At 65.6% G+C, this 14350-nt stretch carries 12 protein-coding genes; 11 read left to right on the top strand and 1 reads right to left on the bottom strand.

Going from position 1 to position 14350, the window contains the following annotated elements; translation table 11 throughout:
• Positions 1–276: 276 nt before the first annotated feature.
• The gene (locus ABIC76_RS23305) at positions 277–2097 is read left to right on the top strand and encodes an ArnT family glycosyltransferase (protein ID WP_354535394.1); all 1821 of its coding nucleotides are present in this window, start codon (positions 277–279) and stop codon (positions 2095–2097) included.
• A gap of 78 nt (positions 2098–2175) precedes the next feature.
• Here the strand turns inward: ABIC76_RS23305 and alaS are convergent, their stop codons facing one another.
• Positions 2176–4818, bottom strand: coding sequence for an alanine--tRNA ligase (alaS, locus tag ABIC76_RS23300; RefSeq protein ID WP_354535393.1), 2643 nt, complete (start codon positions 4816–4818; stop codon positions 2176–2178).
• A gap of 206 nt (positions 4819–5024) precedes the next feature.
• Here alaS and ABIC76_RS23295 point away from each other — a divergent pair, with 206 nt between their 5' ends.
• From ABIC76_RS23295 to ABIC76_RS23250, 10 genes are all read left to right on the top strand, one after another.
• Positions 5025–6245, top strand: coding sequence for a CaiB/BaiF CoA transferase family protein (locus ABIC76_RS23295; protein ID WP_354535392.1), 1221 nt, complete (start codon positions 5025–5027; stop codon positions 6243–6245).
• A gap of 47 nt (positions 6246–6292) precedes the next feature.
• Entirely contained in the window at positions 6293–6745 is a 453-nt protein-coding gene (locus ABIC76_RS23290) for a DUF2214 family protein (protein WP_206275621.1), read from the top strand.
• 246 nt (positions 6746–6991) lie between these two features.
• Positions 6992–7414, top strand: a complete 423-nt coding sequence (locus tag ABIC76_RS23285; RefSeq protein WP_257878113.1) for a tripartite tricarboxylate transporter TctB family protein — start codon at positions 6992–6994, stop codon at positions 7412–7414.
• Positions 7415–7433: 19 nt separating this feature from the next.
• On the top strand, positions 7434–8936 hold the full coding sequence (locus ABIC76_RS23280; RefSeq protein ID WP_027677912.1) for a tripartite tricarboxylate transporter permease: 1503 nt from the start codon (positions 7434–7436) through the stop codon (positions 8934–8936).
• A 197-nt stretch (positions 8937–9133) separates the two neighbouring features.
• On the top strand, positions 9134–10132 hold the full coding sequence (locus tag ABIC76_RS23275) for a lipase family alpha/beta hydrolase (protein WP_354535391.1): 999 nt from the start codon (positions 9134–9136) through the stop codon (positions 10130–10132).
• 67 nt (positions 10133–10199) lie between these two features.
• The gene (locus ABIC76_RS23270) at positions 10200–11219 is read left to right on the top strand and encodes a lipase secretion chaperone (RefSeq protein WP_354535390.1); all 1020 of its coding nucleotides are present in this window, start codon (positions 10200–10202) and stop codon (positions 11217–11219) included.
• A 62-nt stretch (positions 11220–11281) separates the two neighbouring features.
• Positions 11282–13033, top strand: coding sequence for a glutamine--tRNA ligase/YqeY domain fusion protein (locus ABIC76_RS23265; RefSeq protein WP_354535389.1), 1752 nt, complete (start codon positions 11282–11284; stop codon positions 13031–13033).
• Positions 13034–13077: 44 nt separating this feature from the next.
• Positions 13078–13641, top strand: a complete 564-nt coding sequence (locus tag ABIC76_RS23260; RefSeq protein WP_354535388.1) for a YceI family protein — start codon at positions 13078–13080, stop codon at positions 13639–13641.
• 26 nt (positions 13642–13667) lie between these two features.
• A complete protein-coding gene (locus ABIC76_RS23255; RefSeq protein ID WP_316874141.1) occupies positions 13668–13889 on the top strand; it encodes an RNA-binding S4 domain-containing protein in 222 nt (73 codons plus the stop codon).
• Between the two features lie 75 nt (positions 13890–13964).
• Positions 13965–14348, top strand: coding sequence for an MAPEG family protein (locus tag ABIC76_RS23250; RefSeq protein WP_027677917.1), 384 nt, complete (start codon positions 13965–13967; stop codon positions 14346–14348).
• Positions 14349–14350 lie beyond the last annotated feature (2 nt).

Here is a 14350-nt window from a genome sequence, read left to right as displayed (position 1 = left end):
GGCGGCGCCTGTCTCCAGCCGGGCACCGTTCCCGAGCTTGTCCTTGCGATGCAGACAAGCCCCACCGCGGGGCGCCCCGTGCCCTGAAAGCCGCTCGGCGCGCCCGCTGAAATCCGTTGCTCAGCTTTCCTGCGCGCCGCTCAGGGTGTCCGTAAGTTGCGCGTGATGTACTCCACAGCGCCCCGCCAGACCGGGTCGGGGCGTTCTGTCTGACATCCAAGCCGATCGGCCAACCTTCTTCCGCGCCGCATCCGGCCAACCGGAAACCCTCGCACCATGCAGGAACCCACACGCCCTGGACGGCGGAGCGCGCACGCGCCCGCCGCGACCACGCACGCGCGTGACTTCACCGCCCATCCTGCCCTGCTTGCCACAGGCGGGGTGATCACGCCGGCAGCGCCATCCGTGCGCGCATGGCCCTGGCGCGCGTTGCGCAAATGGCTTCTCGTCGCGCTGGTCGCCTGCGCCTACCTGTTGCCCGGCACGCTCGGCCACGACCCGTGGAAGCAGGACGAGACCTACACGTTCGGCATCGTCCAGCACATGGTGGCAACCGGCGACCCGATCGTGCCGGTCAGCGCAGGCCAACCCTTTGTCGAAAAGCCGCCGCTTTATGCGTGGGTGGCCAGCACGCTGGTCTGGCTGCTGGCAGACGTGCTGCCCGCGCACGACGCCGCGCGGCTTGCAAGTGCGCTGTTTGCCGGATTGGCTCTGGCGTTTACGGCGCGGCTCGCACGGGCCGCCACAGGCGCAGCTTCATGGACGGATGCACGCGTGCTCGGCACGGTGGCGCTGTGCGCAGGCTCGCTGATCGTCGTCAAGCACGCGCACGAGATGATCACCGACGTGGCGTTGCTGGCCGGCACCGCCATCGGCTTCTGCGGCTTATTCGAATGCGCGCAACCGGCAACGCGTGCGCGCGGCTCGGCATGGCTGCTCGGCATTGGCATGGGGATGGCGCTGCTGGCCAAGGGCGTATTCATTCCGCTGGTGTTCTGCATCACGATCGCCGGCGCTGGCGTATTGCTGCCGGCCTGCCGTAGTCGCGTATTCGCACGACAACTCGGCACGGCGGCGCTCGTCTTCCTGCCATTCGCCACGATCTGGCCAACGCTTTTCTATCTGCGTGCGCCGGACCTCTTTCAGGTCTGGTTCTGGGACAACAACATCGGACGCTTCCTGGGCTTCTCCGTGCCGATGCTCGGCGCGGAGAACGACGATCCGTTCTACGTCTGGCATTCGCTGCTGACCATCGGGTTTCCTGCCGGCCCGCTTGCGCTCGTCGCGCTGGCCCGCGGCGCATGGCGAGACTGGCGTACACCGCACGTGGCGCTGCCGCTCGTGTTCGCGGCGGTGGGGTTGCTGGCGCTCCAAGTCTCGGCGACGGCCCGTCCGTTGTACCTGCTGCCGTTCGTCGTGTCGTTGGCAATGCTGGGGCAGCGCGCCGTGTCGCGGCTGCCGATGCGCGTGCACATCGCGTGGGATTACCTCAGCCGCGGGCTGTTCGGCGGTCTCGTGTTACTTGCGTGGCTGCTGTGGGCCGTCATGACGGAAAGCACATCGCATGCAGGTCTGCGCTGGCTCGACCGCTGGTTGCCGGTCGACTGGACCTTGCCGATCCACCCCGCGCTCGTGGCCGAGGCGCTGGCCCTCACAGTCGGATGGCTCTGGCTGCTGCCACGCCTGAAAGCGGCCGGCGCATGGCGCGGGGCAATGTCATGGGCAGCCGGTGCCTTGGTCGGCTGGGGCTTGATCGGCACGCTGCTCCTGCCGTGGCTGGACGAAGCCAAAAGCTATCGCTCCGTGTTCGACAGCCTCGGCGTCAAGCTGGCCCCCGCCTGGCGCATGGATGACTGCATGGCGAGCCTGCATCTGGGCGAATCCGAGGCCCCCATGCTGCGCTACTTCACCGGCATCCTGCACCAGCCCGTTGGACAATCCACCGCACAGCATTGTCGATGGCTGATCGTCCAGGACAGCCATACGCACGCGCGAACGCCCGGAATGGAGTGGACCCTGTTCTGGTCGGGCGCCCGCCATGGCGACCGAAATGAGCGCCTGCGCGTCTTCCAGCGGGAAACCGCACCGCCGCCCTGATCGCCCCAAAACAAAACGGCGCGCGCCCCGTTGCCAGGAGCGCGCGCCGTTCAGCGCATGCGGTGCGAAGGCGTTACATCAGACCTTCTGCTGCACCCACGCTGCCACACCGGCCAGCGCCTGCGGCAGGTTGTCCGGCTCCGTGCCGCCAGCCTGGGCCATGTCCGGGCGGCCGCCGCCCTTGCCGCCGACCTGCTGGGCGACAAAGTTGACCAGCTCGCCCGCCTTGACCTTGGCCGTGGCGTCAGCCGTCACGCCGGCAATCAGCGCAACCTTGCCGTCGCTCACGCTGCCCAGCACGATGGCTGCGGTCTGCAGCTTGTCCTTGAGCTTGTCCATGGTCTCGCGCAGCGTCTTGGCATCGGCGCCGTCCAGCTTGGCAGCCAGCACCTTGATGCCGGCAACGTCCACGGCCTGGCTCACGAGTTCGTCGCCCTGGCTTGCGGCCAGCTTCGACTTCAGGCGCTCCAGTTCCTTCTCCAGCGTCTTGACTTGGTCTTGCACCTGCACGATGCGCTGCGTCAATTCCGACGGCTGCGCACGCAGCGCGGCAGCCGCTTCGTTGATGCGCGTGTCGAGCGTCTGCAGGTAATGCAGCACGTTGTCGCCGGTGATGGCTTCCACACGGCGGATGCCCGCTGCCACGCCCGACTCGCTCACGATCTTGAACAGGCCGATGTCGCCCGTGCGCGCCACGTGCGTGCCGCCACACAGTTCCTTCGACGAACCGATCGACAGCACGCGCACTTCGTCGCCGTACTTCTCGCCGAAGAGCGCCATCGCGCCATTCTTGACCGCGTCGTCAAAGCCCATGAGCTGGGCGCTCGTGGCCGCGTTGGCAAAAATTTCTGCGTTGACGCGCGCTTCCACTTCGCGGATCTGCAGCGGCGTCATCGGTGCGTTGTGCGAGAAGTCGAAGCGCGTCTTTTCCGCATCAACCAGCGAGCCCTTCTGCTGCACGTGGCTGCCCAGCACTTCGCGCAGCGCCTTGTGCATCAGGTGCGTCGCCGAGTGGTTGCGCATGGTGCGCGCGCGGCGCACCGCGTCGACTTCCGCCGACACAGCATCGCCCACCTTCAGCACGCCGGTGCGCAGCTCGCCGTGGTGGCCGAACACTTCCGGCTGCACCTTGAGCGTGTCCGCCACGTCAAACCAGACGGTCGCGGCCTTGAGCGTGCCCTGGTCACCCACCTGCCCGCCCGATTCCGCATAGAACGGGGTGTGGTCCAGCACCACCACGCCCGTCTGGCCCGGGTGCATTTCCTGCACCGATGCGCCATCCACAAACAGCGCCGTCACCCGCGCGGTTTCGCGCACCAGCTGGTCGTAGCCGTGGAACGTGGTCTTGTCGCCGGTGTAGTCGAGCGTGCCGGCGGCCATCTTGAACTTGCCGGCCGCGCGTGCCTGCTCGCGCTGGCGGTTCATGGCGGCGTCAAAGGCCGCTTCGTCGACGATCACGTCGTTCTCGCGGCAGACGTCTTGCGTCAGGTCCAGCGGGAAGCCGTAGGTGTCGTGCAGCTTGAAGGCCAGTTCGCCGTCGAGCATCTTGGCGCCGGAGGTCTTCAACTCGCCCAGCGCGGCGTCGAGGATCGACATGCCGTGCTCGATGGTCTCGAAGAAGCGGGCTTCTTCCGTGCGCAGCACTTCGACCACGCGGTCGCGCGCCTCACGCAGTTCCGGATAGGCTTCGCCCATCTGCGCGACGAGGTCGTCCACGAGCTTGTGGAAGAACGCTGCGCGGCAGCCGAGCTTGTAACCGTGGCGGATGGCGCGGCGGATGATCCGGCGCAGCACATAGCCGCGGCCTTCATTGCCCGGGATCACGCCGTCGACGATCAGGAACGAGCATGCGCGGATGTGGTCGGCAATCACGCGCAGCGAGTTGTTGGCCAGATCCTTGGTGTTGGTCTCGCGCGCGGCAGCGGCGATGAGCGCCTGGAACAGGTCGATCTCGTAGTTGCTGTGCACGTGCTGCAGGATCGCAGCCAGACGCTCCATGCCCATGCCGGTGTCGACGCACGGTGCGGGCAGCGGGGTCAGCGTGTATTCGCCGGTCGCCGGATCGAGCTGGCGATCGAACTGCATGAACACGTTGTTCCAGATTTCGATGTAGCGGTCACCGTCGGCTTCCGGGCTTCCCGGGGGGCCGCCCCACACGTCCGGGCCGTGGTCGTAGAAGATTTCCGAGCACGGACCGCACGGGCCGGTTTCGGCCATCTGCCAGAAGTTGTCGGAGGCATACGGCGCGCCCTTGTTGTCGCCGATGCGCACGACGCGCTCGGGCGGCAGGCCGATAACCTTGGTCCAGATGTCGTAGGCCTCGTCGTCGGTCTGGTAGACGGTGGCCCACAGCTTCTCGGCCGGCAGCTTGTATTCCTGCGTCAGCAGCTCCCACGCCCACACGAGTGCGTCGCGCTTGAAGTAGTCGCCGAACGACCAGTTGCCGAGCATTTCGAAGAACGTGTGGTGACGCGCGGTGTAACCAACGTTCTCCAGGTCATTGTGCTTGCCGCCCGCGCGCAGGCAGCGCTGCACGGACGCCGCGCGCACGTACGGGCGCTTGTCGGTACCGAGAAAGACGTCCTTGAACTGCACCATGCCGGAGTTGGTGAACAGCAGCGTCGGGTCGTTGCCCGGCACCAGCGGCGAGGAGCGCACCACGGTGTGGCCCTTCGTCTCGAAGAACGTCAGGAATTTTTGGCGGATATCGGAGGCTTTCATGTCGCGGGGTGCCGAGTCAGCATTGCGCCTTGGAGCATCCCGCTCCTGAGCGCCTTGGATTAGTGCAAACCGTTGATTATACGGGGTTCGCGCCCGGGTCGCGTCCATTCTGCGCCGCATTTTCCGCGCTTGGTCGCAAGGGGCTGCGACGCCGCCGGGGCGTGGTGTAGAGTGCACCCGATCCAATCGTGTCGATTTGTCAATCCATGGGCGCTCTGAGCCATCTTCGTGTTCTCGATCTGACCCGCGTGCTTGCCGGCCCCTGGTGCGCGCAGAACCTTGCCGATTTTGGGGCCGACGTCATCAAAGTGGAGCGCCCCGGCGCCGGCGACGACACGCGCACATGGGGCCCGCCTTGGCTACAGGACGAGGCGGGCAACAACACCGCCGAAGCCGCCTATTACCTCGCCGCCAATCGAAACAAGCGCTCCATCACGGTCGACATCAGCACGCCCGAGGGCCAGGACATCGTGCGCAAGCTTGCCGCGCACGCCGATGTGGTGCTCGAGAACTACAAGGTCGGCCAGCTCAAGAAATACGGGCTCGACTACGCATCGCTCAAGGCGGTGAAGCCTGACCTCGTCTACTGCTCCATCACGGGCTTCGGCCAGACCGGCCCTTACGCCGCCCGCGCCGGCTACGACTTCATCGTGCAAGGCATGGGCGGCTTCATGAGCCTGACGGGCGAGCGCGACGACTTGCCCGGCGGCGGCCCGCAAAAAGCCGGCGTGGCCATCTCCGATCTGATGACCGGCATGTACGCCACCGTCGCTGTGATGGCCGCGCTCGCGCATCGCGACCGCACCGGCGAGGGCCAGTACATCGACATGGCGCTGCTCGACGTGCAGGTCGCCATGCTGGCCAACATGAATACCAACTACCTCGCCAGCGGCCAGGCGCCCAAGCGCTGGGGCAATGCGCATCCGAATATCGTGCCGTACCAGACGTTCCAGGCCGCCAACGGCTGGATCATCGTGGCGGTCGGCAACGACGGGCAGTTCCGGCGCTTTGTGGATGCGGGCGGCATGCCCGAGCTGGCCGACGACCCGCGCTTTGCCACCAACCCGCAGCGCGTGGCCAACCGCGACGTGCTGGTGCCGATCCTGGCCGAGATGGTCAAGCGCCTGAGCAAAGGCGAATGGATCGACAAGCTCGAGGCCGCCGGCGTGCCGTGTGGCCCGATCAACTCGCTCGACGAGGTGTTCGACAACGAACAGGTGCAGGCGCGCGGCCTGCGCGTCGACCTGCCTCACCCGAGCGCCGGCACCGTCAAGCTGGTCGGCAGCCCGGTCAAGATGAGCGCGACGCCGCCCAGGGCCGCAAGCCATCCGCCGCTGCTGGGCGAGCACACCGAGGCTGTGCTGCGCGACGTGCTGAACCTGAACGCGGAGCAGATCGAAACACTGCGCGAACGCGGCGTGATCTGAGCCCGGGCGTTTCGCGCCAACCCTTTCCCCACCCTGACGAGGTCAACATGTGGCTTGATGCGTTGCTGGCGTACCTGCATTACATCTCGATCTTCACGCTGATCGTCTTTCTCACCGCCGAGGCCGTGGTGCTGCGTCCGGGCATGACGCCCGAGATCCGCAAACGCCTGGGACGTTATGACGCTGTGTACGGGGTGGCGGCCGTCGCGGTGCTGATCACCGGCGCGCTGCGCGTGCTGTACGGAGCAAAGGGCTACGCGTTTTACGTGCACAACCCGGTCTTTCACATCAAGGTGGGCCTGTTCATTCTCGTGGGGCTGCTGTCGATCGTGCCGACCATCAACATCCTGCGCTGGAACAAGCAAGGCAAGACGTTGCCCGACTTCGTGCCCACACCGTCGGAGATCGCCAAGACGCGCCGCTGGGTCATGATCGAGTCGCACCTGATCATCTTCATTCCGCTGGCCGCTGTGCTGATGGCGCGCGGTATCGGCATGTAGTGCAACGCTAGGGACAAACCCTGAATCGTTTGCCCGAGCGCCGCGCCGGCTCACGACGCGGCCGCCATCCCCTCCGCAAGGTGCTTGAAAGCCGGTCTGCTTAGCGTGCAAACTTGGTCGCCTGATCAGGTACAAGGCGGCCCGCCATACTCGGCGCGGTACGCCACCCCGAGGAGACCAGACTTGCAGAACGATCCACAAGGTCGTCCGGTGATCCGCAGTCACCAGGACTTTGCATCCGGCATCATGTTCATCGTCGCCGGCGCGGCGTTTGCCATTCTGGCGCGCAGCTACCGCATGGGCACGGCTGGCAGCATGGGCCCGGGCTATTTCCCGTTCTGGCTGGGCGTGGTGCTCGTGCTGCTGGGCGTGGTGGTGCTCGTGCAATCGCTGTCACGCAAGGGCGTGGTCGACCGCATTCCGCGCTGGGACGTCAAGACGCTGCTGTGGATTCTCGGCTCGGTTGTTCTGTTCGGTCTGCTGCTGCAACCGCTTGGGCTGGTGCTGTCGCTGGTGGTGCTCGTCTTCGTCTCCAGCATGGCCAGCCACGAGTTCACGCTCAAGGGTGCGGCCGGCACCGCCATCGTGATGGTCGTCATGAGCCTCGCGGCGTTCGTCTACGGGCTCAAGCTGCAGTTCCCGGTGTGGCCTGCCTTCATCGGCAATTGAGCGAGAGGCACACGACATCATGGACCTCTTTGCCAATCTCGCGCTCGGCTTCTCCACCGCGCTCTCCATCCAGAACCTGATCTACGCCTTCATCGGCTGCGTGCTCGGTACGCTGATCGGCGTACTGCCCGGCCTGGGCCCCATCGCGACGATTGCGATGCTGCTGCCAGCCACGTACGCGCTGCCGCCGGTGGCCGCGCTCATCATGCTGGCCGGCATTTACTACGGCGCGCAGTACGGCGGCTCCACCACGGCCATCCTCGTCAATCTGCCGGGCGAATCCTCCTCGGTGGTGACCACCATCGACGGCTACCAGATGGCACGGCGCGGACGCGCGGGCGTGGCGCTGGCCACCGCCGGCCTCGGCTCGTTCTTCGCGGGCTGCGTGGCCACGCTGGTGCTGGCCGCATTTGCCACCCCGCTGTCCGAATTCGCGTTCAACTTCGGGCCGGCGGAATATTTCTCGTTGATGGTCCTGGGCCTGATCGGCGCGGTCGTGCTGGCGTCGGGCTCGCTCGTCAAGGCGATTGCGATGATCGTGCTGGGCCTGCTGCTCGGCCTCGTCGGCACCGATGTGAACTCGGGCACCGCGCGGTATTCGTTCGACGTGCCGGAGCTGGCCGACGGGCTGAACTTCGTGTCGGTGGCGATGGGCGTGTTCGGCTTTGCCGAGATCATCGCCAACCTCGAACAGAAGGAACACCGCGAAACCTTCGTCGAGCACGTCCGCAACCTGTGGCCCAGCCGCGAAGACTTCAAGCGGATGATCCCGGCGGTGCTGCGCGGCACGGCGCTCGGCTCGGTGCTGGGCATCCTCCCGGGCGGCGGCGCGACGCTGGCGTCGTTCGCGTCGTACTCGCTGGAAAAGAAGACCTCGAAGTATTCGAGCGAATTCGGCAAGGGCGCCATCGAGGGCGTGGCCGGCCCCGAATCGGCCAACAACGCCGCGGCGCAGACGTCGTTCATTCCGCTGCTCACGCTCGGCATTCCGCCCAACGCCGTGATGGCGCTGATGGTCGGCGCGATGACGATCCACAATATCCAGCCCGGGCCGCAGGTGATGACCAGCAACCCCGCGCTGTTCTGGGGCCTCATCGCCTCGATGTGGATCGGCAACCTGATGCTGATCGTGCTGAATCTGCCGATGATCGGCGTGTGGGTGCGCCTGCTGAAAGTGCCGTATCGCTTCCTGTATCCGGCCATTCTGGTGTTCTGCTGCATCGGCGTGTATTCGGTGTCGAACACGACGTTCGATATCTTCCAGACGGCGCTCTTCGGCTTGATCGGCTACATGTTCGTCAAGCTGCGCTGCGAACCGGCGCCCATGCTGCTCGGCTTCGTGCTGGGGCCGATGATGGAAGAGAACTTCCGCCGCGCGCTGCTGCTCTCGCGCGGGGATTTCTCTACGTTTGTGACACGGCCGCTGTCGCTGGGGCTGCTCATTGCGGCAGGCATCCTCGTCTTGCTGGTGGCGCTCCCCGCCATCAACAGAAAACGCGAGGAAGCGTTTCAAGAGGAATAGGAATAAGAACGGCGACGTTGCTGCATCGCACCCTACTCAACCGGAGGCTCGCCCTCCGGTTTTTGTTTGCGCACGCGGCAGCGCAGCATTAGAGCCAAACCTCCACTTCAGTTGACGTCGGACACGACGCTTCGGATAACGGAGGGCGATCGGCCCAAAGAGGTCGACCACCTATCCAATGTCCAGGAGACAACCGAATGTCACAGACTTCCCTGCTCCATGCTGTGTATGGATCAGTGCGCGGCTTCCTGCGCACGCACGCTGCAGCCGCGGTTTTGGCCACATCCGCACTCACCCTGGGTACCGCCGCACCGGCGCAGGCCGCCGGCACCTATGCCGCAACCAAGTACCCGATCGTTCTGGTGCATGGCCTGTCCGGCACCAGCAAGTTCCTCGGCGTGGTCGACTACTGGTATCAGATTCCTGAAGACCTGCGCGCCAATGGCGCCAACGTCTACGTGGCCGACGTGTCAGCCTTCAACGATGAAACCGTGCGCGGCGAACAGCTCGTCAGCCAGATTCGCAGCGTGCTTGCTACTACGGGCGCGGCCAAGGTCAACCTGATCGGGCACAGCCAGGGCGGGCTGACGTCGCGCTACGCCGCGGCCGTCGTGCCAAACCTCGTGGCCTCGGTCACCACCATCGGCACGCCCCATAAGGGTTCGGAGTTTGCGGACTTCGTGGAGTCGACACCGGCGCCGTTCCAGGCGCTCGTGAACCTCGGCGCCGATGTATTCGGCTCGGTGCTGGGCTGGTTCAACGGCAACAGCAATCCGCAGAATGGCTTTGCGGCACTGCATATCCTGTCGACGTCGGGCGCGGCCGATTTCAACAAGGCGTTCCCCAGCGCGGGCCTCGCCAGCGGATGCAACACCGGCAGCGCCACCGACGTGCGCAACGGCAACGTGCAGAAGCTGTATTCGTGGACGGGCCGCTCCACCGCCACCAACGTGCTCGACCTGTTTGATCCGGTGCTGGTTTTCAGCGGCGGGGTCATGCAGGCGCGCGGCTCGGGAACGAACGACGGGCTCGTCTCCGTGTGCAGCGCGAAGTTTGGGCAGGTCTTGTCGACCGATTACGCGTGGAATCACCTGGATGAGGTCAACCAGCTGCTCGGCCTGATCGGCTGGGGGGCGGCCGATCCGGTTGCGGTGATCCGCACGCAAGCCAATCGACTGAAGACGGCCGGTCTCTGACCATCCGGCCATTCGACCACCCAAGGCATTCGCCACCATGAAGCCCCAATCGCCCTCGATACAGCCCATGACGTTTGTTGTCGCCGTGCTGGTGGCGGTGTCGATGGCGGGCGGGGTCTATTGGTGGCATGCATCGGACGCGCCTGACGCGCCCATGGCGCAGCCGCAGGCGGCCAAGGGCGCCTTCATCGGCAGTGTCGGCGCCGAACCTTCGGCACAGGCCGCGCCTGCACCGGAGCTGGCCGATACGCAGGCGCCGGACGGCCTGCATGTGGATGCGCACGGCCACCTCATCGTCGAAGCCGCCAATCGCGCGGTGTTCGACTACTTCCTCGACGTGCCCGCCTCGCTGCCCGAGGCGCAGCGTGCGTCGATGGCCGAGGCCCATCTGCGCGCCAAGTTGGTCACGCCGGCGCTGGCGGAGGCGCAATCGCTGCTGCAGCACTACCTGGCCTATCGCAAGGCAGCGGCTCAAAGCGGCGCCAGCGGCCGCAACAAGCCGAGCCTCGAACAGGTCCAGCAGCGCCCGGAGTTGATCGCCACGCTGCGCCAGCAGTTGAGCGACCGCACCGCGCTGCGCCGCCAATACCTTGGCGCAGACGTCGCCCAAGCCTGGTACGGCGATGACGACGCGATGGACGCCGCCGCGCTCGACCGCCTCGCCGTGATGGCCGACCCGTCGCTCACGCCGGAACAGCGCGCGGCCAGGATCGCCGCCATCGACGCCAATCTCCCGCCATCGGTACAGCAGGCGCGCCGCGACGCCTCCGCCCCACTCAAGCTCGCCAGCGACATGGAAACATGGACCAAGCAGGGCATGAGCGAAGCCGAGATGCGCCAGCGCCTGTCCGCCCGCGGCGTGGACAGCCTCGTGGCCGACCGCCTGATCCAGGGCAACCGCGAAGAAGCCGACTGGCGCAACCGCTACGACGCCTACACCCGTGAACGCGATCGCATCAACGCCTTTGCCGGCCTGTCGGACGCCGATCGGGCCGCGCAAATCGCGCAACTGCGTCAGCAGACCTTCACCGCCTCGAATGAGCTGTTGCGCGCACAAGCCCTCGACGGCCTGGCCCAGCGCAAATAGCGTCCGGGGGCGTAAACCGCCGGGCACGGTAAAATCGCGGGATTGCCGAATCACGCACTCCCATGAGCCAAGACAACGCCAACGCCAACGGGTCGACCGCTGCCGCCCCCACGTCCAATTTCCTGCGCCAGATCATTGACGGCGACCTCACGCAAGGCACCTACGCCAATCGCAAGGACGCCACCGGCCAGCCGATCCCGCCGGTGGTCACACGCTTCCCGCCGGAGCCCAACGGCTACCTGCACATCGGCCACGCCAAGAGCATCTGGGTGAACTTCGGCATGGCCCGCGATTACAACGGCCGCTGCCACCTGCGCTTTGACGACACGAACCCCGTCAAGGAAGACACCGAATACGTCGATTCCATCATCGACGCGGTGCACTGGCTCGGCTATTCGTGGAGCGACACCGGCGGCGAACATCTCTACTACGCCAGCGACTACTTCGAGCAGCTCTACGGCTTTGCCGAGGTGCTCATCCAGCGCGGCGTGGCCTACGTCGACAGCCAGAGTGCCGAGCAGATCGCCGCCAACCGTGGCGATTTCACCAAGCCGGGCACGCCGTCGCCGTTCCGTGACCGCTCGGTCGACGAGAACCTCGCGCTGTTCCGCGACATGCGCGCCGGCAAGTACAAGGACGGCGAGCACGTGCTGCGCGCCAAGATCGACATGGCCGCGCCGAACATCGTGATGCGCGACCCGGTGCTGTACCGCATCCGCCATGCGCATCACCATCGCACCGGCGACGCATGGTGCATCTACCCGATGTACGACTTCACGCATTGCATTTCCGATGCGTTGGAGAACATCACGCATTCGCTCTGCACGCTGGAGTTCGAGAACAACCGCCCGCTGTACGACTGGGTGCTCGACCACCTGCGCGACGCCGGCGTGCTGTCTGCACCCCTGCCGCATCAATACGAATTCGCACGTCTGCACCTGACCTACGCCATCACCAGCAAGCGCAAGCTGCTGCAACTGGTGACGGAAAAGCGCGTCGACGGCTGGGACGACCCGCGCATGCCGACGCTCGTTGGCATCCGCCGCCGCGGCTATACGCCGGAATCGATCCAGCTCTTCTGCGAACGCGTGGGCGTGTCGAAGGCCGACAGCTGGATCGACATGAGCATCCTGGAAGGCGCCGTGCGCGACGACCTCGATGCGCGTGCGCCGCGCTCGGTGGCCGTGCTGGACCCGGTCAAGCTCGTCCTCGACAACGTGCCGGCGGATTTCAACGAACCGTGCTCGGCGCCCGTGCACCCCAAGCAGCCTGAACTCGGCCGCCGCGAATTCCCCCTCACGCGCGAGCTGTGGATCGAGCGCGAAGACTTTACCGAGACGCCGCCCAAGGGCTACTTCCGCCTGTTCCCGGGCAACAAGGTGCGCCTGCGCTACGGCTATGTGATCGAATGCACCGGCTCCGACAAGGATGCCGACGGCAACGTCACCGCCGTGCACGCCAACATCATTCCGGACACGAAGAGTGGCACGCCGGGTGCTGACAGCGTCAAGGTGAAGGGCAACATCCACTGGGTGAGTGCCGCACATGCGCTGGAAGCCGAAGTGCGCCTGTACGACCGCCTGTTCAGCGACCCGCAGCCGGATTCGGGCGACAAGAACTTCCTGGATGCGCTCAATCCGCACTCCAAGAAGATCGTCACGGCCTACCTGGAGCCGACGCTCGCAACGGCCAAGCCGGAAGACCGCTTCCAGTTCGAGCGCCATGGCTACTTCGTGGCAGACCGCATCGACTCGCAACCGGGCAAGCCCGTGTTCAACCGCGTGGTCGGCCTGAAGGACAGCTGGGGCAAGTAAGCACGGGCCCATGCACGCCATGGGCCTCTGACAACGGAGGCATCATGCGTGCATGGATGGTATTGCTGGCGGGGCTGCTCTGCGCTCCCGCCTTCGCCGCCTCATTCGCGCCGGACCTGGCGCACACGTCGGTCACCTTCGGCGCATCGCATTTCGATCGCAGCACGATGCACGGCCGTTTCGACAAGATCGACGGCGCCATCAACTTCGATGAAAGCACCCGCCAGGGCGGCTTCGATTTCACCGTCGATGCCGACTCCATCAACACGCGCCTGCGCGTGCTGGACGGCGTGCTGAAATCGGAGCAGTTTCTCGACGCTGCGAAGTTTCCGGTCATCCGCTTGCGCAGCGACCGCTTTGTCGTGGAAGGCGGCAAGCTCGTCGCCATTGAGGCCAATCTGACGCTGCACGGTGTGACGCAGCCTGTGCGGCTAGAGGTGCGCCGCTTCAGTTGCGGCGACGAAAAGATGCCCGGCAGCACGCGCCACGTCTGCGGCGGTGATTTCCACCTCGCCATTGCCCGCAGCGCCTTCGGCATGACACGCTTCCTGCCCGATGTGGGCGACCGCGTCGACATCGACCTCAGCGTGGAAGCCACGCCTCAATAAACTCGCAATCACCCCGCAATCCATTCATGCCCAATATCGATTTCGCCCTGACCACCGAATACATCGAGCTGCACAAGCTGCTCAAGCTCACGGGCGTGGTGGATAGCGGCGGCGCCGGCAAGGCGGTTGTCGCCGACGGAGCGGTCACGGTGGACGGCCAGCCGGAACTGCGCAAGACCGCCAAGATTCGCGCGGGCCAGGTGGTCATGCTCGGCGATGTGCGCATTGCCGTGCAGGGTGCCGACTAGCGTGGCAGGTGTTTGAAAACGCACCTTGTGCTACGGTGCGGCACCTTCACTACTACCCAATCCAGGAGACTGACCATGCCGATCGCCCTCTGGTGCGTTCTGGTGGCAGCGGTATTGCCGATCGTGTGCGTCGGCATCGCCAAGGCCAAAGGCCCGCGGTACGACAATCGCAACCCACGCGCGTGGCTTGCGCAGCAAACCGGCGTCGCAGGCCGTGCGGCAGCCGCGCAGCAGAATCACTTTGAAGCGTTCCCGTTCTTTGCGGTGGCCGTGCTGGTGGCCATCCTGGGCGGCGGCGTGATCGACCGCATCAACCTGCTGGCCATCGCATTTATCGTGGTGCGCGTGCTGTACACGGTGTGCTATCTCGCGAGCTGGGCGCCGCTGCGTTCACTGATGTGGTTTGCAGGCTTTGCCCTGTGCGTTGCGCTGTTTGTCCAACCGGCCTTCGTGCACTGAGC

It is taken from the genome of Ralstonia sp. 1138 (genome assembly GCF_040544795.1).
Lineage (GTDB): Bacteria > Pseudomonadota > Gammaproteobacteria > Burkholderiales > Burkholderiaceae > Ralstonia > Ralstonia flatus.
Note: the sequence above shows the minus strand (reverse complement) of the source record. Positions and strands in the feature narration are given on the sequence as shown.